Annotated in this window: 23 protein-coding genes and 1 pseudogene; 3 read left to right on the forward strand and 21 right to left on the reverse strand. The window is 33.7% G+C overall.

The window, feature by feature from the left end; translation table 11 throughout:
- Positions 1 to 16 precede the first annotated feature (16 nt).
- The 3 genes and pseudogenes from M9897_04335 to M9897_04345 form a co-directional block, all read right to left on the reverse strand.
- Positions 17 to 577 (reverse strand): annotated as a pseudogene (locus M9897_04335) (Eco47II family restriction endonuclease).
- A gap of 100 nt (positions 578 to 677) precedes the next feature.
- Complete coding sequence (locus M9897_04340) at positions 678 to 1,799, reverse strand: hypothetical protein (protein ID MCO5268106.1); 1,122 nt, start codon at positions 1,797 to 1,799, stop codon at positions 678 to 680.
- Between the two features lies 1 nt (position 1,800).
- A complete protein-coding gene (locus tag M9897_04345; protein ID MCO5268107.1) occupies positions 1,801 to 2,211 on the reverse strand; it encodes an OsmC family protein in 411 nt (136 codons plus the stop codon).
- Between the two features lie 121 nt (positions 2,212 to 2,332).
- Between M9897_04345 and lipA the strand changes: the two genes are divergently transcribed.
- Positions 2,333 to 3,223 carry a lipoyl synthase gene (gene lipA / locus M9897_04350; protein ID MCO5268108.1) on the forward strand — a complete coding sequence of 297 codons (891 nt, stop codon included), beginning with the start codon at positions 2,333 to 2,335 and terminating at the stop codon, positions 3,221 to 3,223.
- Between the two features lie 25 nt (positions 3,224 to 3,248).
- Here the strand turns inward: lipA and frr are convergent, their stop codons facing one another.
- The 6 genes from frr to rplM all read right to left on the reverse strand — a co-directional run bounded on the left by frr (position 3,249) and on the right by rplM (position 7,340).
- Positions 3,249 to 3,812 carry a ribosome recycling factor gene (frr, locus tag M9897_04355; GenBank protein MCO5268109.1) on the reverse strand — a complete coding sequence of 188 codons (564 nt, stop codon included), beginning with the start codon at positions 3,810 to 3,812 and terminating at the stop codon, positions 3,249 to 3,251.
- Between the two features lie 79 nt (positions 3,813 to 3,891).
- A complete protein-coding gene (gene pyrH / locus M9897_04360) occupies positions 3,892 to 4,596 on the reverse strand; it encodes a UMP kinase (GenBank protein ID MCO5268110.1) in 705 nt (234 codons plus the stop codon).
- Positions 4,597 to 4,680: 84 nt separating this feature from the next.
- Positions 4,681 to 5,511 (reverse strand): translation elongation factor Ts, encoded by an 831-nt coding sequence (tsf, locus tag M9897_04365; protein ID MCO5268111.1) that lies wholly within the window; start codon positions 5,509 to 5,511, stop codon positions 4,681 to 4,683.
- Between the two features lie 26 nt (positions 5,512 to 5,537).
- Complete coding sequence (gene rpsB, locus M9897_04370) at positions 5,538 to 6,383, reverse strand: 30S ribosomal protein S2 (protein MCO5268112.1); 846 nt, start codon at positions 6,381 to 6,383, stop codon at positions 5,538 to 5,540.
- Between the two features lie 109 nt (positions 6,384 to 6,492).
- Entirely contained in the window at positions 6,493 to 6,879 is a 387-nt protein-coding gene (gene rpsI / locus M9897_04375) for a 30S ribosomal protein S9 (GenBank protein MCO5268113.1), read from the reverse strand.
- A gap of 5 nt (positions 6,880 to 6,884) precedes the next feature.
- A complete protein-coding gene (gene rplM, locus M9897_04380; GenBank protein ID MCO5268114.1) occupies positions 6,885 to 7,340 on the reverse strand; it encodes a 50S ribosomal protein L13 in 456 nt (151 codons plus the stop codon).
- Between the two features lie 225 nt (positions 7,341 to 7,565).
- Between rplM and M9897_04385 the strand changes: the two genes are divergently transcribed.
- Positions 7,566 to 9,680 (forward strand): S9 family peptidase, encoded by a 2,115-nt coding sequence (locus tag M9897_04385; GenBank protein MCO5268115.1) that lies wholly within the window; start codon positions 7,566 to 7,568, stop codon positions 9,678 to 9,680.
- On the opposite strand, the gene M9897_04390 is transcribed toward M9897_04385, so the two are convergent.
- The 5 genes from M9897_04390 to M9897_04410 all read right to left on the reverse strand — a co-directional run bounded on the left by M9897_04390 (position 9,681) and on the right by M9897_04410 (position 13,341).
- Entirely contained in the window at positions 9,681 to 10,223 is a 543-nt protein-coding gene (locus M9897_04390; GenBank protein MCO5268116.1) for a hypothetical protein, read from the reverse strand. It lies immediately after the preceding gene.
- 16 nt (positions 10,224 to 10,239) lie between these two features.
- Positions 10,240 to 11,289, reverse strand: a complete 1,050-nt coding sequence (queA, locus tag M9897_04395) for a tRNA preQ1(34) S-adenosylmethionine ribosyltransferase-isomerase QueA (GenBank protein ID MCO5268117.1) — start codon at positions 11,287 to 11,289, stop codon at positions 10,240 to 10,242.
- A 93-nt stretch (positions 11,290 to 11,382) separates the two neighbouring features.
- Positions 11,383 to 12,093: a tRNA pseudouridine(55) synthase TruB gene (gene truB, locus M9897_04400; GenBank protein MCO5268118.1), complete on the reverse strand. Its 711-nt coding sequence runs from the start codon at positions 12,091 to 12,093 to the stop codon at positions 11,383 to 11,385.
- Positions 12,094 to 12,119: 26 nt separating this feature from the next.
- Positions 12,120 to 12,383, reverse strand: coding sequence for a DUF3098 domain-containing protein (locus M9897_04405; protein ID MCO5268119.1), 264 nt, complete (start codon positions 12,381 to 12,383; stop codon positions 12,120 to 12,122).
- Positions 12,384 to 12,387: 4 nt separating this feature from the next.
- Positions 12,388 to 13,341: a permease-like cell division protein FtsX gene (locus tag M9897_04410; protein MCO5268120.1), complete on the reverse strand. Its 954-nt coding sequence runs from the start codon at positions 13,339 to 13,341 to the stop codon at positions 12,388 to 12,390.
- Positions 13,342 to 13,556: 215 nt separating this feature from the next.
- Here M9897_04410 and M9897_04415 point away from each other — a divergent pair, with 215 nt between their 5' ends.
- Complete coding sequence (locus M9897_04415; GenBank protein ID MCO5268121.1) at positions 13,557 to 14,201, forward strand: HAD family phosphatase; 645 nt, start codon at positions 13,557 to 13,559, stop codon at positions 14,199 to 14,201.
- Positions 14,202 to 14,215: 14 nt separating this feature from the next.
- Here the strand turns inward: M9897_04415 and M9897_04420 are convergent, their stop codons facing one another.
- From M9897_04420 to M9897_04450, 7 genes are all read right to left on the reverse strand, one after another.
- Positions 14,216 to 14,398: a hypothetical protein gene (locus M9897_04420; protein MCO5268122.1), complete on the reverse strand. Its 183-nt coding sequence runs from the start codon at positions 14,396 to 14,398 to the stop codon at positions 14,216 to 14,218.
- A 70-nt stretch (positions 14,399 to 14,468) separates the two neighbouring features.
- A complete protein-coding gene (locus tag M9897_04425; GenBank protein ID MCO5268123.1) occupies positions 14,469 to 15,056 on the reverse strand; it encodes a hypothetical protein in 588 nt (195 codons plus the stop codon).
- 11 nt (positions 15,057 to 15,067) lie between these two features.
- A complete protein-coding gene (locus M9897_04430; GenBank protein ID MCO5268124.1) occupies positions 15,068 to 15,826 on the reverse strand; it encodes an META domain-containing protein in 759 nt (252 codons plus the stop codon).
- A 70-nt stretch (positions 15,827 to 15,896) separates the two neighbouring features.
- Positions 15,897 to 16,220: a 2Fe-2S iron-sulfur cluster-binding protein gene (locus tag M9897_04435; GenBank protein ID MCO5268125.1), complete on the reverse strand. Its 324-nt coding sequence runs from the start codon at positions 16,218 to 16,220 to the stop codon at positions 15,897 to 15,899.
- Positions 16,221 to 16,312: 92 nt separating this feature from the next.
- Entirely contained in the window at positions 16,313 to 17,959 is a 1,647-nt protein-coding gene (locus M9897_04440; protein ID MCO5268126.1) for an IS1182 family transposase, read from the reverse strand.
- 127 nt (positions 17,960 to 18,086) lie between these two features.
- Positions 18,087 to 19,094: a gliding motility protein GldN gene (gldN, locus tag M9897_04445; protein MCO5268127.1), complete on the reverse strand. Its 1,008-nt coding sequence runs from the start codon at positions 19,092 to 19,094 to the stop codon at positions 18,087 to 18,089.
- 19 nt (positions 19,095 to 19,113) lie between these two features.
- A complete protein-coding gene (locus M9897_04450) occupies positions 19,114 to 20,814 on the reverse strand; it encodes a hypothetical protein (GenBank protein MCO5268128.1) in 1,701 nt (566 codons plus the stop codon).
- Between the last annotated feature and the right edge of the window lie 27 nt (positions 20,815 to 20,841).

Genomic DNA, 20,841 nt, shown 5'->3' on the forward strand with positions numbered 1-20,841 from the left:
ATAGTGCATTCTCTTTTCCCGAAAGCAAAGCATAAAATTGGTCTCCTGATATTTTATAAACTCTTGAGTGACTATATTCCTTTCCGTTTATTTCACCTTTCCAAAGCTCATTGAAACTTCCTTTGGCTAAAATTTAAACCCAATAGCATTTTGCCTTTTTGTAATCATCCGCATAACGAGCCAGTTTCTGAAATAAGGCTTCTGCTGAACTACTATTCATTGTGTTGTGCTTGTTTTTAATGTCAGCAAAAAGAGTATCATCACTTGCTTTAATGTCAAAACCACTTAAATTTCCTACTTCATAACCTTTTATTCCACCTAAAATTTGCTCATGAAACGTTCCAATAGAGTTGTTAATAGATTTATCAATCTGACGAAGAACTTCAGATTGGATTAAATCATCTTCATCAATATCATTGAATTTAGCGTCAAAAGTCAGTTTGATAGTATCCACTTTATTGGTGTAGAAACTTTTCTTTGAAATATTATTTTTTGCTTTCAAATAGGGCTTGTATAAATTTCCGATACAGTTTAAAAGATGTTCGTCCGAAATAAAGTTTACATATTTGTTTGCCATTAATTTTAATCGTTAAAAATTCATTTGCTAAGTTATAAAATTTAGTTCAACTTTTACTTCTATTGTTTTTGCAGTATTGTTTTAGAATTATAGCTATTTCCTAATCCACAGGGAAAGCACTACCTTCCGTACATAATTTAGCTCTTATTATTCGTTTACAAGCTTGATTTACTTTTTCTTGAAATGCGGCATCAGAATTATATTTATCTAAGATTTCTTGATGCGCTTTTCCAGCATCTAAAGGCATAAGCAAAATATCAACACCGGCTTCGATCGCTTTTATGTTAGCTTGAGGAACATTTGCAACTCCTAACATGTTCATGGCATCAGTAATAATCAGTCCTTTAAACTTCAAGCTGTCTCGTAGTAAATCGGTCACAATTACTTTAGAAATCGAAGAAGGGAGTCCATTTGTATTGTATTTTTCATTATCTTCTATGGCAATATGGGCAATCATAATACTCACTACTTCATTGGCAATAATAGGAGGGTAACTACTCACTTCCTTCATTTCGCCTTTGATATAAACAAGTTGTTTATGTGTATCTCCCTCAACTAATCCATGTCCGGGAAAATGCTTTGCTGTTGCTATGATATTGTTATTCTGTGTAGCGGTAATAAAATTATTTGACCAAGGGATAATGCTGTCAGGATGTTGTCCAAAACCCCTCCAGCCCACAGTTTTGTTGGGTGACATATCGACCACGGGAGCAAAGTTATAATTGATCCCAATTTCCTTTAAATCTTTAGAAATAGTATTGGCTACTGCAATTACTTCTTCTGCGGAAAGAAGTGTATTGGCTTTTTTTACAGGAGTAGAATTGATGATTTTTCGATTGACTAAACTTGGTTCCGCATCGGCGCTATATAAAAAGGGTAGGCTTCTTTGAGCCACATTCCATCCATTATATTTTTTAACCCATCTAGTAAATTGGTCCTTTGTTCCATTGAGTAGTAAAATACCGCCTATTTTTTGTCCTTTTACCCACGTGTTTATTTTACTTTCTTCATCACCATATTTTCCGATGGCAGGCATGATTAGTTGAGCAACTCGTTGAGATGGAGATAGTTTGCTAAAATACTGTTCTACTAATTCATCCAAATTTTGGTTAGAAGCATAAAAATCCTTTAGGGAGAAGGTGTTCTGCACTATTGAGTCTTGTGCTTGAACACTGCCAAAGAATAGTATTGTAGCAATAAGAATATGGATTTTTAGCGTCATCTTAATATTTAAATTCAATGTTAACTTTCATTTCAGGAGAAACACTTTTCGCAACCGGACATGCTCTTCCTGCGGCTTCAATTCGCTTTATTTCATCTGCTGACCAGCCGTTTCCACTAAGATTTAATGAAATATTTAATGCACCGATTCTTCTAGGGTTGCTTTCCATAATTTTTTCTACTTCTCCTTCACAATGTTGAAAGTTGATTCCATGTTGATCACAATATATGCCAATAATGGTAATCATACAATTCATATAAGCATTAGCAACCATATCGGTAGGAGAGAAACGGGTTCCTTTTCCATTATTATCAACTGGTGCGTCTGTTTCAATCACAGTTCCTGATTTAACATGTGTAGAGGCAATTCTTAAATTCCCAAGGTATTTAGAGGTAGATGTTATATTTTTCATGATTTATTGCGTAACTTTGTTTTTGTAATTAAATAACAAAAGTAGCGTTTTATCTATCGAAATACTAGTATGACAAAATTTAAGTTTTATTTTCGTTAGAACAAATTGTAAATAATTGACGATGTCAGCAACAGAAGAAATACAGCCGGAAAAAATCAGAAAGCCTAAATGGTTACGTGTTAAATTGCCAACCGGAGAGAGTTATAAGAAAGTGCGTCAAATTGTTGATGAGCATCAATTGCATACTATCTGTGAGAGTGGAAATTGCCCAAATATGGGTGAATGCTGGGGATATGGTACAGCAACATTTATGATTTTAGGGAATATTTGTACACGTTCTTGCGGCTTTTGTGCTGTTAAAACTGGAAAACCTGAAGCTGTCGATATATATGAACCAGGCAAAGTTGCACGTTCTATTAAATTGATGGGAGTGAAGCATGCTGTCATTACGTCTGTTGACAGAGATGATTTGAAAGATGGAGGTGCTAATATTTGGGCACAAACAATTCGCGCAATTCGAGCTCAATCTCCTGGAACAACTTTGGAAACACTTATTCCAGATTTTGCTGGAAAATGGGAAAATTTGAAGATAGTTACTGATGAGGCACCTGAAGTAGTTTCACATAATGTTGAAACGGTAAGGCGTTTGACTAAAGAAGTTCGTATTCAAGCAAAATATGATAGAAGTTTAGAAGCTTTATTTCGTATAAAAAAATCAGGAATGCGTACGAAATCAGGTATTATGCTTGGTTTAGGCGAAACTCACGAAGAGATTTTAGAAACAATGGATGATCTTCGTTCTGTAGGGGTTGATATTATTACCTTAGGGCAATATTTACAGCCAACTCCAAAACATTTGCCTGTACAAGAATTTGTTACCCCTGAGCGTTTTGAAGAATACCGCATTCGTGGATTAGAAATGGGCTTTAGATATGTAGAATCTGGGCCTTTGGTACGTTCTTCATATCATGCGGAACGGCACGTTTTTGATTTAAAGAATCCAGTAGAATAGCTAAAGAATAGAATTTAGGGAAGTATTATAACGTCATAATATCTTTCTCCTTTGCTGAAATTAAATCATCAATTTTCTTGATAAAGATATTAGTGATATCTTGAATATCGGTTTCAGCTGTTTTCATTTCATCTTCAGAAAGACCTTCATTCTTTAATTCTTTAATAAAATCTAAGGCATCCTTACGATTATTTCGAACACTAATTTTGGCATTTTCTCCTTCTGCTTTTGCCATTTTTGCTAAATCCTTTCTTCTTTCTTCAGTTAGAATAGGGATACTGATTATCAGCATTTCACCGTTATCTTGTGGTGCTAAACCTAAATTTGCATTAATGATTGCTTTGGCACATTCACTTAAAATACCTTTTTCCCATGGCTGAACAGTTAAAGTACGAGCATCTAATGTCCCAATATTAGCAACTTGTTGAAGAGGTGATTTACTTCCATAATAATCTACCATTACACCATCTAACATGCTAGGAGTAGCTTTACCTGCGCGAATCTTTCTTAGTTCAGTATCTAAGTGATTTAACGTATTGTTATTAGCTTCCTTGAATTCGCTTTTAGCCATATTTATTTCCTCAATCATCGTAAAATTTGATTTTAATTTACAAATTTAATAAAGATATTGATTTTTTAATAGATATATTTACTCAAATCAAGGATGGTTATGCTACAATGGTGCCCACGCTTTCTCCTAATACTATTTTCTTTAGGTTACCTTTTTTGTTTATATCAAACACGATAATAGGTAGATTATTCTCTTTACAAAGTGTGAATGCGGTCATATCCATCACATTTAATCCATTTGAATATACTTCATCAAAAGATATTGTATCATATTTGGTTGCATTTGGATCTTTTTTAGGATCTCTGGTGTAGATTCCATCCACTTTTGTTCCTTTAATAATCACGTCTGCATTGATTTCGATGGCACGGAGTGATGCTGCAGAATCTGTAGTAAAATATGGGTTTCCAGTTCCTGCACCGAATATAACTACTCTTCCTTTTTCAAGGTGTCTTACAGCACGTCTTCGTATATATGGTTCTGCAATCTCTTTCATTTCAATAGCAGATAAAAGACGAGAGTCGATATTTATATTTTCCAATGCTGCTTGAAGTGCCATTGCATTAATCATGGTTGCCAACATTCCCATGTAATCTCCATGGGTTCTGTCCATTCCTCCTTCTTTTGCTTGTACTCCTCTGAAAATATTTCCACCGCCAATAACAATACTCAATTCTACTCCTAAATCAGTGATTTCTTTAATTTGTTCTGCATAATGCTTGAGTTGGTCATTATCAATTCCAAATTCTTTATCACCCATGAGCGCTTCGCCGCTTAACTTAAGTAGAACTCTTTTGTATTTCATCTTGTAGAAACTTGTCGTTATTAAAATCGTTGCAAAATAATACAAAAAAAAGAGAGAAACAACGTTCTCTCTTTTTTTAAATTTTTATAAACTTAAAGAATAGCGTTTAAATTCATTAACCGTTAATCCAGATTCAACTGAATTTAAGAAGGCCTCAACTGTTTGTTTGTTATTTCTAACAAACTCTTGACTTAATAAAGTGCTTTCTTTGAAGAATTTATTTAATCTCCCTTGAGCAATCTTCTCAGCCATGTCAGCTGGTTTTCCTTCTTGAATAGCTAATTCTTTAGCAATCTCAAGTTCATGATCAATTGTTTTTTGGTCAACTCCTTCAGCTGTAATAGCAATTGGATTCATCGCAGCTACTTGCATAGCGATTTGTTTTCCAGCTTCCTCAATGTTAGCTCCACTCTTATTGAAACCAACTAAAGTAGCTAATTGATTTCCTGGGTGATTGTAAGCAACAACTGAAGTAGCAATAACTCTCTCAAATTTTGAAAGATCTAATTTTTCACCAATAACACCTGTTTGCTCTACTATTTTCTCTTCAATAGTTAATTTGTCATTAAACTTTAAAGACTTTAAAGTATCTATATTATCTACATCATTTTTAACTCCAATAGCTAGAATTTCTTGAACAAATTTTCCAAAATCTTCATTTTTAGCCACGAAGTCAGTTTCACAATTGAATTGGATAATATATCCTTTTTCTCCTTTTGCATCAGCGTAAATAAGGCCTTCTTTCGCCTCATTGTCTCCACGTTTAGATGCAATTTTTTGTCCTTTCTTTCTTAGGATATCCATAGCTGCTTCAAAATCACCATTAGCCTCAACTAATGCATTTTTGCAGTCCATCATTCCTGCTCCAGTCTTTTGTCTTAGTTCGTTTACTAAACTTGCTGTAATTACCATAATCCTATTTTGTAATATTTACTTTGTAATTATTCTTCTTCTTCTTCACTATCATCTTCTTCTAAATCGATGTCATCTTCGATAACTTCATCTTTAACGACAGCAATTGTTTTCTTAGAAACTTTTGACTTTTTTGGAAGTTCTTCTTCAGTTTCCTCTACTTCAGGTTCGATATCTTTAGAAGTTTTTCTTTCTTCTAAACCTTCTTTAATAGCAGCAACAATATGGTCTATAATAACAGCTACAGATTTGGTAGCATCATCATTTGCAGGGATTGCAAAATCTACTAATTTAGGATTAGAGTTTGTGTCAACCATCGCAAAAGTAGTGATTCCTAAACGGTTTGCTTCAGTTACAGCAATTTTTTCATTTAAGATATCAACTACAAAAATTGCAGCAGGAAGACGAGTCATATCAGCGATAGAACCAAAGTTTTTCTCTAGTTTTTCTCTCTGTCTTGTGATGAATAGACGTTCACGTTTAGAAAGTGTATCCCATGTACCGTCAGTTTTCATCTTATCAATAGAAGTCATCTTTCTGATAGATCTTCTTGTTGTAGCGAAGTTTGTCAACATACCACCAGTCCATCTTTCTGTAACGTATGGCATATTAACTTCTTTAATTCTGTCGATAAGAACTTGTTTTGCTTGTTTCTTAGTAGCAACAAATAATACTTTCTTACCTGATTTTGCAATTTGTTTAATTGCAGCACTTGCTTGGTCTAAGCAAGTAATTGTCTTATTTAAATCAATAATGTGGATACCTTTTTGCTCTGCAAAAATGTATGGAGCCATTGCTGGGTTCCACTTTCTTTTGAGGTGTCCAAAGTGTACACCTGCATCTAATAATTCTTTAAAATTTGCTTTTTTTGACATTTTTTTATTTTTTCTAGTTTACGTTCCTTTAGTAATCAGTAGAAGAGGGTTCTTTCGAAAAGTACTCAACCACTTGGATACTAAACAATCGCCAAATAAAGTTAATATTCTAACGTTTAGAGAATTGGAATTTCTTACGTGCTTTTGGCTGTCCTGGCTTCTTACGCTCAACCATTCTAGGGTCACGTGTCATTAATCCACCTTCTTTTAACGTAGGTTTTAATTCTTCGTTCAATTTTACAAGTGCTCTTGCAATTCCTAAACGGATTGCTTCTGCCTGCCCATTGATTCCTCCACCTGCTACGTTTACAGTTACGTCATACTGACCAGCAGTTTCAGTAACGTTAAATGATTGCTGAACTTTTGACTGTAAAGTTGCAATTGGAAAGTATTCTTTATAATCACGCTTATTTACTGTAATATTACCTTTTCCTGGCTTTAAGTAAACACGTGCAACAGAAGTTTTTCTTCTTCCTAATGTATTTATAACTTCCATATTTTTTATTTGATAGATTCTAAATCAATTTTCTCTGGCTTTTGAGCTTCATACTTGTGTTCTGAACCTGCAATAACCCTCAAATTCTTATACATTGCATTACCTAATTTAGATTTAGGTAACATTCTTCTAACAGCCATTTCTACTAAGCGCTCAGGATATCTATCTCTGATTTGCTCTGCTGTTAATTCGCGCTGACCTCCTGGGTAACCTGAGTATCTAATATACTTCTTTGTAGCCCATTTCTCTCCATTTAAATTGATTTTCTCAGCGTTGATAACAATAACGTTATCTCCACAATCAGAGTTTGGAGTGAAATTAGTTTTGTGTTTACCACGGATCAATTGCGCTACCTTGCTGGCCATACGCCCTAGCGTTTCGCCTTCCGCATCTACCAAAAGCCACTTTTTATTGGCATTCTCTTTACCGATAGAAACAGTTTTGTAACTTAATGTATCCACTATTATTAATTTTTATAAATAAGACAATAATCCCAATTTGGGGGTGCAAATATACAATTTAATGAATTGAATAACAAATAGTGGTTAAAAAGTTTTCTAAAATTTCATCTTTTTTCAAAAATACGCTCTTTTTTCTTCTCGTGTATGTTTTTAAAACAGATGAAATATTCTATTTATTCAGATGATTTGCTATTTTTGGACATGTAATTTTCAAATATATATAAAATGAAATCTTTTTCTATTATTCTTCTTATAATATTCACAACTTTCTTTGTCTCTGCTCAAAAAGAAATGTCTCTCGAGCAATCTGTGTTGGGACAATATCAACAATTTTATCCAACAAATGTTTTTGAATTCTCTTGGATAGGGGATAATGGTGAATATGCTTATCTAGAAAATTATCGTACACTTATTATTGGTAAAGTGGGAGGGAAGGAAACAAACTCTCTATCTATCCAAGAAGTAAATGAAAAAATAGGCACTAAATTCAACTATTTTGCTGGTTTAGCTTGGAAAGATTGCAATCAATTTATATTAAATGATGAAAATATAATTGCATTTTATAATATTTCAAAAAAGGAAGGAAGAACCCTGGATTTACCCGAAAAAGCGGAGAACATTACGTTTAATGCTACATTTGATAAAGTAGCATATACCATTGACAATAATCTTTATTATTCCTCTTTGGATAAATTTGAACAACATGTTGTTGTGGAGAATAGCGATAAAAACATTGTTACTGGTCAAGCTATTTCACGAAACGAAATGGGTATTGATGGAGGTATATTTTGGGCTCCTTCAGGTAAACATCTGGCTTTCTATCAGAAAGACGAATCTCTTGTGCATGATTATCCGTTATTAAATAATGAAGATTATCCTGGTTCTTTAAAATCTATTAAATATCCTATGGCAGGACAAGAGAGTGAGCGTGTTAAAGTAGGTATCCTAACTTTGGATAAAAATGAAACTGTATTTATTTCACCTCAAAATGGTATTGATTATTATTTAACTAATTTGGCGTGGACTCCTGATGAAAACTATATTATACTTGCCGAAGTTGCTCGCTCACAAGATCATATTTGGGTACAAAAATACGATAGAAATGGGAAGTTACTCAAAGTGCTTTTTGAGGAAACAAGTAAAACATGGGTGGAGCCTGAACGCCCTGCTTATTTTCCTTCTAAAACAAGTAATGACTTTGTTTGGGTGAGTGAGCGTGATGGTTTTGATAATCTTTACTTTTACTCTGAAAATGGAGATTTAAAAACACAATTAACTAATAATAAATTCCCTTTAAAATCGATAGTCGCTAGTCAGAATGGAGAGGTATATTTCTTGGCTACCGGAGTCAGCCCATTGAATACTTTATTATATAAAGTAAATACGAAAGGAAAACAAGCCTTGTTGACAATGGAAGAAGGAACGCATACAGTTAGCATAGATGCAGCTGGGAAATATATATTTGATCAATTCTCTGCACACAGTATCCCGAATAAAGCTCAAATACTTGATGCAAAAGGTAAATCAGTCCAAATTTTAGTAAATGCCGAAAATCCTTTAGCAGAATATGGAATGCCAGAAGCTGAAATCAACGTTATTAAAAATAAAAATGGGACAGATTTATATACTCGGATGATAAAGCCCAAAAACTTTGATTCATCTAAGAAATATCCAGTTCTGATTTATGTTTATGGGGGACCTCATGCTCAGTTAATAACCAATAGTTGGTTAGACGGTGGAAGTTTATGGATGTATTGGATGGCTAATCAAGGGTATATTATATTTACATTAGATAACCGAGGTTCAGCAAACAGAGGAGCAGAGTTTGAACATGTTATTCATAGACAACTTGGAGTTGCTGAGAATGAAGACCAATTAGTCGGTGTTGAATATTTAAAGAGTTTACCGTTTGTAGATGCCAATAGATTAGCAGTGCATGGTTGGAGTTTTGGAGGATTTATGACATGTACGATGTTGTTAAAGTCTCCTGATTTATTTAAAGTAGGTGTAGCTGGTGGTGCAGTAACTGATTGGAAATATTATGAGATTATGTATGGTGAGCGTTATATGGATACCCCACAAGAGAATCCTGAAGGTTATGAAAAAACTTCAATAATCAATCAAGCAGATCAATTAAAATCAAAGTTGTTGCTTATTCATGGAACTATTGACCCGGTTGTGGTGATGCAACATACTTTGGCGTTGACTGAAAAATTTGTGCAGCTAGGAATTCAAATGGATTATTTCCCTTACCCTATGCACGAGCATAATGTATTGGGCATAGATAGAGCCCATTTGATGCGAAAAGTGTTAATGTATATAATGGAAAATAATAAGTAGTTAAAGCCAAGATTTATTTAGCTTCTTTTCTACTTGTTTCATCAATTTTCGGATAACAACTTCTTTTGATCCAACATTTCCTACGCGGATTAATTCCGTATGGATAGGTTCTAAGTTGCGGTAGAATGTAAATGTGAAAGTTACATTGGTTGTATTATCTCTGTAGAGAGGGAATAAATGTCCTGCTTTAATTTCTTCTTCAAATGAAGTTTGCTTGGAAGGGAATTTAAATTTGGTATTGTATCCACGTACGGAAACGAGCAAATACGTATCTATTCCCTCTCCTTTTAATTTGGATTGCAGAGTGTCAGATAATAAAGCCAACGGCGATCCTCCTTGTTTGATTACATTTAAAGATGCTTTGGTTTTTACATTGTATGCATTGAGCATTTGAATTAAAGCAATTTCTAATGAATATCTGTCAGACACGTCATTTTGCTGTGCAATCACTAAAGCATTTCTTGTTTGTAATGGGCGATTCTGTGCGAATACCGCTGTTTGAACAAACAAGAAAGTACCTAAGAGTAGAAAGAGAGTTTTCATTACAGTTTATTTAAACTTAAAGGATAAGCATAGCGTCTCCGTATGAATAAAATCTATATTTCTCTTTTATTGCTTCGTGATATGCCTCCATCATTAAGTCATGCCCTGCAAATGCCGAAATCATCATTAATAGGGTAGAGGAAGGTGTATGGAAATTAGTTATCATAGCATCAGCAATAGAAAAATCATAAGGTGGAAAAATAAATTTATTTGTCCAGCCATCAAAAGGTTTTAATAAGCCGTCTGTTGATACTGAAGATTCAATAGCTCTCATGGTTGTTGTCCCAACAGCACATACTTTATGTCTATTCATCTTAGCCTTGTTTACAATATTAGAAGCTTTTTCGGAGATAATGGTTTGTTCAGAATCCATTTTGTGTTTGGTTAAGTCTTCTACTTCAACCTCTCTAAAAGTACCTAGTCCAATATGTAAAGTAATATCAGCAAAATCAATTCCTTTTAGTTCCATTCGTTTTAGCAAATGTTTAGAAAAGTGTAATCCTGCAGTTGGGGCAGCTACGGCACCTTCAACAGATGCGTATATAGTTTGATAATTATCAGCGTCTTCAGGAACAGTTTTTCTATCAATATATTTTGGAAGAGGGGTTTCTCCTAAACTTTCAATTTTTGCTTTAAATTCATCGTAAGAACCACTAAATAAGAAACGTAAAGTTCTCCCTCTAGAAGTTGTATTATCAATAACTTCTGCAACTAGTTCTTCATCATCACCGAAATACAGTTTATTTCCAATTCTAATTTTACGTGCTGGATCTACCAACACATCCCATAGTAGAGATTCATGATTCAACTCTCTTAAGAGGAATACTTCAATTTTTGCTCCTGTTTTTTCTTTATTACCATATAAACGAGCTGGGAACACCTTTGTGTTGTTACGAATCATCACATCACCTTCCTCAAAATAATCGATAAGATCTTTGAAAAGTTTATGCTCAATTTTTCCTGTTTTTCTATCTACTACTAATAACCGGCATTCATCACGATTCTCACTAGGATATTTGGCGATTAGCTCTTCTGGTAAATTAAAATCGAACTCTGAAAGTTTCATGTTTTATTTCTCTATTTTTTAAGCCTACAAAGATACTATATATTTTTGATAAATAAAAAAGTATCATTATGAGGTGTGTTAAATTGTTATAATCTATTCACTTAACGTAACTTCTTCGATTTTGTTTAGCCAATATTCAACCGACTCACTGTTTTCAATGGAAAAAGAACCCGAGTGTGTTCTTCGCAAAGCAATAAGTGTAGCCCCTGATTGTAGGGCTTTTCCAAAATCGTTTGCTAGCGACCGAATATAAGTACCTTTGGAACAAGTCACTTTAAAATCTATTTCTGGCATACGGATATCTGTAATTTGAAATGATTCAATAACTATATCGTTTGCTTCTAATTCAAGATCTTTCCCTTTTCGGGCGGATAGATAAGCGGGTTTTCCATTTATCTTTTTAGCTGAAAAAATAGGGGGGATTTGTTTTTGAGCTCCCTCCATATTCTGAGCAGTCTGTATAATGTCTTCTTTTAAAATATGAGAGATGTCAAATGTTTGATTAAATTCTGTTTCTAGATCATAGCTAGGGGTGGTTTTTCCTAATAAAAAAGTCCCTGTGTAGGTTTTATTTTCTGCTGTTAGTGATTCACTCAATTTAGTGTTCTTACCAGTACAAATAATTAGTAAACCTGTTGCCAGAGGGTCTAAAGTTCCTGCGTGCCCAACTTTAAATTTTTTTATATTGTACTTTTTACGAAGTTTCCACCTCAATTTATTAACTACATCAAAGGATGTCCAATGTAATGGTTTATCAACAAGAAGAGTTTCTCCTTCTTTAAAATCAAAGTTGTCTTTTTGCATGTATAATATGAGAATAGAGTCTATTCTTACTCTGGCTTTTTATGAGATACAGATTTAGGTCTTTTCATAATCGTATAGAAAATGACCACATATCCTAAAAGAATTAAGATAGGTGCAATAGTTAACCTTATTGGCGAAAACAGTTCATTTGCATCGAATACATTAGGATCTTTTGAAGCACCTCCTATCATTATAAGAAATCCAATAATATTTAAAAAGATACCTACTAGAAGCAAAATGTAATTTGTTCTGTCAAATAAAAAAGAATGTTTATTTCCGTTTGTTCTCATAATTCTAATATAAATTATCTAATTTTTTACGTAAATATTTGTTTAGTGCAAACCAAGTTGAAACTAAGCTAATTATCACACCTAATACAATTAAAACTAGGAATAAAAGCAAGAATGTTTTCATATCATAAGCTGGACCGATTATATCCATATAGCGCTTAAGTGCATAGAACACACCAATTAAAAGTGCCATTCCTATGATGGCTGATAAGAATCCTTGGAAGATAGAAGTTAAAATAAACGGCTTACGGATAAACCCAGGTTTTGCCCCCACTAGTTGCATAGTTTTTACAGTAAATCTCTTGGAATATAACGCCAATCTGATAGTGTTATTAATCATTGCGAAAGCAACGATTGTTAAAAGTCCACCGATGGCAATAAAAATGTATATCCATTGGAGAAACCCAAGATTTACCTGTTCAATTCTGTGCTCATCATAGTTTACTTCAACTACTTGGTTGGCATATTGAGAGAGAATTTTTTCTTTTAATTGAGATAATCCTTCTTTGTTTACAATAGTTGCTGTAGGATTAAAGGTGATAGATGGAGGGAATGGGCTTTTGCCATCGAAAATTTCTTTAACTTTTTCAGCTTCTTTGTCATTGGACTGAAACACTTCTAAGGCTCTTTCTGGTGAAACAAACCATACAGATTTAATTTCAGGCCAATTCTTTAGTTCTTGCTCAATCAGTTTGATGTCAGAATCATTTAGGTCGGGATTAAAGAAAAGATCGATTTCAATATTTTCTTTTGCTGCATTTTGAGTATGGTCTAGCCCAAAATATGCGCCGATTACTAGTCCCAACATGAATAGGACTAGTGAAATGCCAACTACCACAGAAAGATATCCGGATTGTAAACCTCTTTTTTCGTATTTTTTGGAATTTGAACTCATTTGAGTTACGAATGTAGGAAGAATTTTTAGAACTTGTTTTTGAATAGTATATAATTTCTTCAAATTTTGTTAAAGAGATATAACTATTTACCCGTTGTTCATTTACAAAAATCAATAATTTATACCGTAAATGAATTTTATTTAATATGTAAAGATGTAAGAGATAGGAACTCCTCTCAATTGTCACCCCGACGGACGAAGGAGTTTCGGGGTCTAAGATTATCTACATTTTATTCTAAATTCACAACGAGTAACTATTTTTCTTTTATCTTTCGAAAATGGTACAATCAACTATTAAAAATATTATTTTGGATTTTGGCGGTGTTCTTCTAAATATCGATTATAATAAAACAATAGAAGCATTTAAACAATTAGGTATTCCGCATTTTGAGAAGATGTATGCTCAACTTCATCAGACGGATTTATTTAATCAGTTTGAAAAAGGAGAAATTTCAAAAGAACAATTTATTGAAGAACTGAAATCATTTCTACCTACAAATATCACTGATGATGCCATTGTACATGCATGGAATGCGATGCTTCTCAATTTTCCAAAAGAAAGATTAGACCTTTTACTTCATTTAAAACAGAATTATAACCTTGTTTTATTAAGCAATACCAATTTTATTCATATAGAACAATTTAATCTAAATTTATATAGCGAACATGGGATTAGTTCATTAAAACCTTTTTTTCAAACTATTTATTTTAGTTGCGAAATGGGTATGAAAAAGCCAGATATTGAAATCTTTTTAGAAGTATGTCTTAAGGAAGATTTCTTGCCTAGTGAAACCTTGTTTATAGATGATTCTCCACAACATATTGAAGGAGCTTTGAGGGCAGGGATTAACGCGTATCTATTAGATACAAAAAAAGAAAATATTATTGAGTTATTGCATCGATTACAGTTGATTAAGAAATAGGGAAGATTATGAGTTCACTTACTAGTAACTAATTTAACTTTTACTTTACCTAGTTTTCTCTTTTTTTCAGTTTTCCCTTTATCACCTACAAATCTTTTGTTGGTTCCTAATGTTCCGATTGCTAAATCAAAAGAAGATTTCTTTAAACATTCTTCTTTTTCTTTCCACATAGGTATTTTTTCTTCTTGGAGCGTCATGACTTCTAGTTTTAGCGTTTGTTAATCAATTAACGTTCCAAAAATAGAAGAAGTTGGTTTAGAAAGTAAATTAATCCATTTCTATGATTAGAATCCCTAACTGACTATTTAGTCCCATTATTGGAGTAGCAGCAAAAAGGGAACTATCCTCATCTAAAAATGTCATAGGACCTTTTGCCTCTAATAATTCTGTTATTTCAAAAGGGCTTCCTTCATCTTTTTTATTAGTGCTTAGTATTACATTATCTGTAGAATCTACTAAAATTGCTCGCTGAATATTCATATCTTTTAATGATTGAATAAAATATTGATCAATTTGATTTTTATTTTCGGCAATCATTTCACTTCTAACTGCAAAACCTAGGGATGCTACTAATTTTTTAGCTTCTAAATTCTTAAAATCATTTATTTCTGATTGATGTTGATTCTTTAGATTCTGAATTACATGCTCATGTTGCTCTTTAATTGATTTAATAGCTTTGTCATAGCGACGAGTAGTCAAACTGTTTTGAATAGAACCCCAAAATATGGCGATAATGAACAAAGAAAGTAAGATTAAGCTTATAATATTTCTTTTCCAAAAAGGTATTTGTACAATTGTGTCTGTATTTTCTATTGTATTTATTTCTTCTTTTTGTGTTGACTCTTCATTCTTCATAAGTGTATAGTTTAATCTATTTTTTTAAGTAATAATTTGCCTTTCTCTGATGTTAAGTAAAGATGCGTCTCTTCCAATTTGTAGGTAAGAGGTGACCTTAATATTTCTAAGATATCTTCTTCAATTTGAGAAGCTTCACCACAATACATTCGTGTTGAAACTAGAGATTGAATATTCATTAATTGATACCCAAAAGTTAAATTTCCATTTACTTGATTGCATCCTGCAAATCCGCTTATTTTTCTTTCAGTTAAATCAATTTCAAAATGGGGGAGTTCATCGGGAAATAAATCTGGAGTTAATATTTTGTCGTTAATTCCATAAAGAACCCAAATATCATGTAATTGAGGGCTACCTCTATATATACCGCAACCCACATAATTATTTGTCTCTTTTTCTGCTATTTTTTCAAATTTAATTTCAGTTATAACTCCAATTTTATTGCATTCTTCTTTCTTGATATTAACTTCTATGTAGTATGTTTTATCTTTTGCAGAAATTTGAATATTTCCTTGATTGTCTATTTTAGTTTTTGTATCCCCTATGAAATGAATTGCTTTTTTACTGTCTGTAAAGATGATATGGTCATTAAATTGTATAGATAAGTTCCATGATTTATCATTAGGGGAGGCATAGAAATCTAAAGAATTGATAATAGGATGTTCTATACTGGTTTCTTCTTTATTATTTTTTTCTATTTTTTTTGAATTCCCACATCCTGAAACTATAAGTAACGTTAAGAGGAGAAATATAGAAAAAATTAATTTCATGTTTTTTTATGCTAATATAATTGATTTTATACTTTAATGGGTAATAGGTTTAATTTATTTTTAAATTGATTTAATCTGTTTCAGGGGCTAACCTTAATATGATACCATCGATATTCTCATTTATTTTGATTTGGCATCCCAATCGGCTATTATTTTTTACAAAGAAGGCTTGGTCTAACATATCTAATTCAGCTTCACTTTGTATATCTAATTTATGTTCTGATTCTAGGTAACATTGACAAGTAGCACACATAGCCATTCCTCCACATCTCCCTTCTACGGGCAATTCATATATTTTACAAAGTTCCATGATATTTAAATTCATATCTGTTGGAGCTTGTAATGTATGTTTTTCACCATCTCTATCAATTATATATACTGTAATATTTTCCATTTTCTATTTTTTACAAAGCTACTTATTTTTTATACAAATTGGTGCATAAAAAAAGGGGCTGTCTCAAAAAGGCAGCCTCTTTTTTATTATTTTCAAGCAGCCAGCTTTGGATTAGTTGTTCCAGCATGGTTGATTTTATGATTTTGGGTAAAAATTAGAACAACGAGATTGATTTTTAACAAATCAGCTGATTTTTGACTGTTTTTGGGCGTAATTTTCCCTTTCTTATACATTTTTCCAATGTTGAAGGCAATAGCGAAGATAGCAAAATCCATCGTTATCAAATCTTTACCAAAATGTCGAAAGCGGTAGTACTGTTTGTTGGATTTCCCTTGTCCAAACACCGACTCAGGTTCTATTGGACGCTTACTTCTGTGATAAAGCCCCTCTTCGGAGGTCAAAAGTTGCCGGACCCGTTCTTTGTGGCGATTCAAGTTATGATTAATTTCAATTCGGCGATTAGCTTTTGCTTTGTAGCACAAGCATTTAAGAGGACAACCTTTACAGTTTTTTGCCTCATAATAACTTACTTTCGAGATAAAACCACTGTCCGATTTGCGACTTCCTTCTCCTGTTTTTTCCATGTGTTGCCCCATTGGACACACAAAATAATCTTTTTGAGAGTTGTAAAATAAATTTTGGGCAATAAACGCGTTGTTTTTGAACGCTTTTTTCTGTTCTTTATGAAAATAGGGAAACTTGACAAACGGATCGATGTCATTGAGTTCCATAAAATCATAATTTTCTTCGCTTCCGTAACCTGAATCGGCAACTGCCTTGTTCAATACTGTATCAAAATTTGCACTGAAACGCTCTCTGAAACCAGTTACAAAGGGTTTGAATGTTAAAAAATCGGTCGGATTGGAGAAAAAATCGAAGTGGCTGATAAATTGATTTTCAGTACCAATTTGCAGATTGTAAGCGGGTTTGAGCTGCCCGTTCTGCATGTGGTCGTCTTTCAGGCGCATAAAAGTAGCATCGGGGTCGGTTTTGCTGTAAGAATTGCGATTGCCGAGTGTTTCAAGGTGTTTTTCATATTCCTCCAATTTTAGCAAATACTTGTTTTCCAGTGTTTTTATCTCTTTCTGTTCTGCTTTGCTACGGTTTTCGCGATTGATCTCTGCTATGCGTTTTTTTAGTTCCTCGCTGTTGATGGGAGTGGGCGGCTCATCATCTGGACGGTTATCCTGCATAATACCTTCTTCGATATATTTCAGCACTTGATGGATTTTTGCTTCGAGTTTTGCCTTGTTTCTTTCCACCGTTTTGCGCCAGACAAAAGTATAGCGATTGGCACGCGATTCCAGTTTTGTGCCGTCAATGTAAGCTATATCCAAGCTCAAATAACCCATTTCCACCAGCATCGTAACAGTCTGTGTAAATATCTCATTGATAGTGTCTTTCAAATGTTTTGAACGAAAACGGTTGACGGTGTTGTGGTCGGGTTCAAGTCCGCCCGCAAGCCACATAAAAGTGATTCTGTCTTTTACAGCGTCCTCTATTTTGCGGCAAGAATAGATATTGCTCAAATAGGCAAAAATTACTATTTTGAGCATTACCCGAGGCGGATAGGAACTTGTCCCGCCACCCTTATAAGTATCAATAACCTTACTAATATCCAGATTATCGACTATCTGATTGACAAGTCGAACAGGAGAATCCTGCGAAATTTTGCTATCCAGACTTACAGGAAACAGAGTTGCCTGCCCTTGACTATACGCTTTGAAAATTGGTTTCATATGAGTTATGTCTTTGATTATCAGGTGCTAAGATACAAATTTATTCTCAAATTACCAAATGTTTTGACAAAAAAAAGCTGCCTCAAAATACTTTTGAGACAGCCCCTTTTTAGTATTTAAGTTGAGATTAGTATTCCCAAACATCGTGTTCGATAATTCTAATCTTTTCTGTAATCTTTTGTGATTCCATTAAGGCATCTACTCCCACTCTGTATTTATCGATATTTCGGTCATAGACATTATCTTCTTTATAAATAAAGGAGCTGAATCTTCGTTTCATGAAATAGTCATCGAAACTCATCCATCTTGCACCGTTATCTTCATTGTACACGAAGTAGTTGTTAAATACATAACGACAATCTGTTGGGAAGTATAACCAAAACATAGTCCATGTTCCATTTATAGTTCCATTCTCGTCTTTATCATATCTAACAGGAGCAATACCTAAGATTCTAACATCTAATACAGAGCGTTGTTTATCAAAGAACCAATCTTCTTTTAAACGATATTGTACGATATCAGAAGAAGTAAACCAGAGAGTATCTCTTGGAGGGTACACAGGTACGCCATTTACATCTAAAGAGTCTTCACCGTATTGATCTTGCAACGCATCTATAGGAATTGGTCCTAACTTCGCTAAATAGAATAAAAGGTTGTATCTATAAATAGAGTCTGTTTTATAATTTTTGCCTGGTTCTGGTAAAATTGGATATTTAAATTGGTCACCATCTCTAACGGAAGTTCTTACAGGATTATAATCTGAATAAACTGTTAAATCTCCAGCTAAGATATGTTGACGCATAATAGTCCACAAACTCCATCTGTTTTCATTTCTTACCCAATCTACTTCTCCTGTAATAGGGTCTGGGTTAGAAAATTCATCTAATGGATAGTATAGAGGTCTATTTATTTTCTCACGAAGGTCAATTGCTCTCCAAATACGTTTACTCCAGATAACATCAGCTTCACGAACTGATTGATACGGGATTAATCGTTTTGTTGGGATATTAGCCTTTAGGTAAACTCCATTAATAACGCCAGTTTCTGTACGACTATTTATTGGTCCACCATTGATTTCTTGTGCGTTCACATTTAACGCTAAAATCAAAATACTATAAAACAATATCTTCTTCATGATTTGAGTTTTAATTATCTTATTTTACTTTATATACTCCTGCTTGTCGTTTTTGAGTACCACCTGGTTCTCTATATGTTACGGATACAGACACCATTGCACCTTTTTGAGCATTTGATATAAGTCTTAAAGCTTCTCCACTTAGTGCAGAACCAGTACCTTGTATTGGTTTAGGAGCACCACTTACTGACATTTCCCAGTTTACAACAGAAAACGTTGCGTCCAATGGAATTTCAGGTGGATAACCAGCGAATAATCTATTTGCAGCTCTCAGTTCTGCAGAAGTAGCAGACTCACCACTAGCAATTCTACCTAAAGAGATAGAAGGCTTAGGTAAGTTTTGTACTCTAAATTTAAATCCTCCTAAACTAGTAGAAGTACCATCTTGTGCTACACCTGATATATTGATAGTTGCCTCTCTACCTGATCCAGGTTTTGCTATATAACCTTTAGCTCCTTTTGAAATAGTTACGTTTCCACCTCCTGAAAGGCTGAAGCTAGGGTATCCTGATGCAGCTCCTTCCACTTTATTGTCGTATCCTCTATATAACACGTTCATTTCTGGTAAGGACACTGTTCCTTGAGGTTTTCCAACGGTATAATTAAAAGACCATGGTTTCCAAGTGATTTCTCCTTTCTCACGAACACCAATAACTCCAGTTGCTCTGTAATCTCCAGGAGTTCTACCATCTAAACTTATTGCTCCAGAAGTTTCTTTCCAATTACCTGGAGTAGAATCGTTCACTCCATATCTAATTTTAGAAATTTCAGTAGAGTCATAAGCTGCAATCATTACGCGTAATTGTAAAGAGTCTCCTGCATTAATATACCCCGTTCTAGCAAAAGCCAAAGGTTCAATCTTATTAAAGTTAAATGTAGGGGCATCAACTTTTGATAAGAAATAACCAGCCGCTCTGTTTTCTGCATTCAAGACATCTAATTTAATAGAAGTCAGAATAGCAGCAGCAGCAACGATTGGAGAGTGATTGAACATAGCAGCACTCCATGGTAATTTAGCTGTTTCTCCTCCATCGGCAACTTCTACCATTGCAGGTATAGTTAATGATCTATAAAATTGTGCGATAGTTGATGTGTCATCTGGATTAGCAGTTCTTAATGCTTCAGATAATCCACTTAAATCAGCAGGCGGAGTGAAGCTATAATTCTTTCCATTAAATGGATATGTTGCCATCAAGATAGCTATATCATCTCTATATTTATGAATAGAATCTCTAATAGCCATACCTCTAGCATTTGGTTTATTAGCTTCAGAGCCAACGAAAATATGTGTTGGTATATCAAAGTTATCCATTTGCTGAATTTGTAATAAAGACTTTAGTTCAACTATTCTTCCATTCTCATCTCTTTCTGCAACCCAATCTTGCCCTTCTGCAGTTTGGATCATAAAATTAGATTCTCCTAGGATATGACTAGTTAAACTTTTAGTTCTTTTATTAAGAATATCAGCTTTACCTTGCCAAAAATCAATAGATTTCATGTCACCTTTCGTTGCTTTTAAAGCGGCTCTTTTGCTATCAAATGTTCCGTAAATATTTACAGTTGACCCATCGATTACTAAACCACTATCATGCAACTTTCCGTTTAAGGTAACGAATGCAGCTACAACTTGTTTTGATACGTTCAATGCTAATAGTGCAGTTAACACTAAGTACATCATCCCGATCATCTTCTGTCTTGGGGTTTCTTTTCCTCCAGCCATTTTATTTACTTATTAAGATTCTTAATT

Origin of the sequence: Brumimicrobium sp. (assembly GCA_023957385.1) — a bacterium.
Classification (GTDB): domain Bacteria; phylum Bacteroidota; class Bacteroidia; order Flavobacteriales_D; family Crocinitomicaceae; genus Brumimicrobium.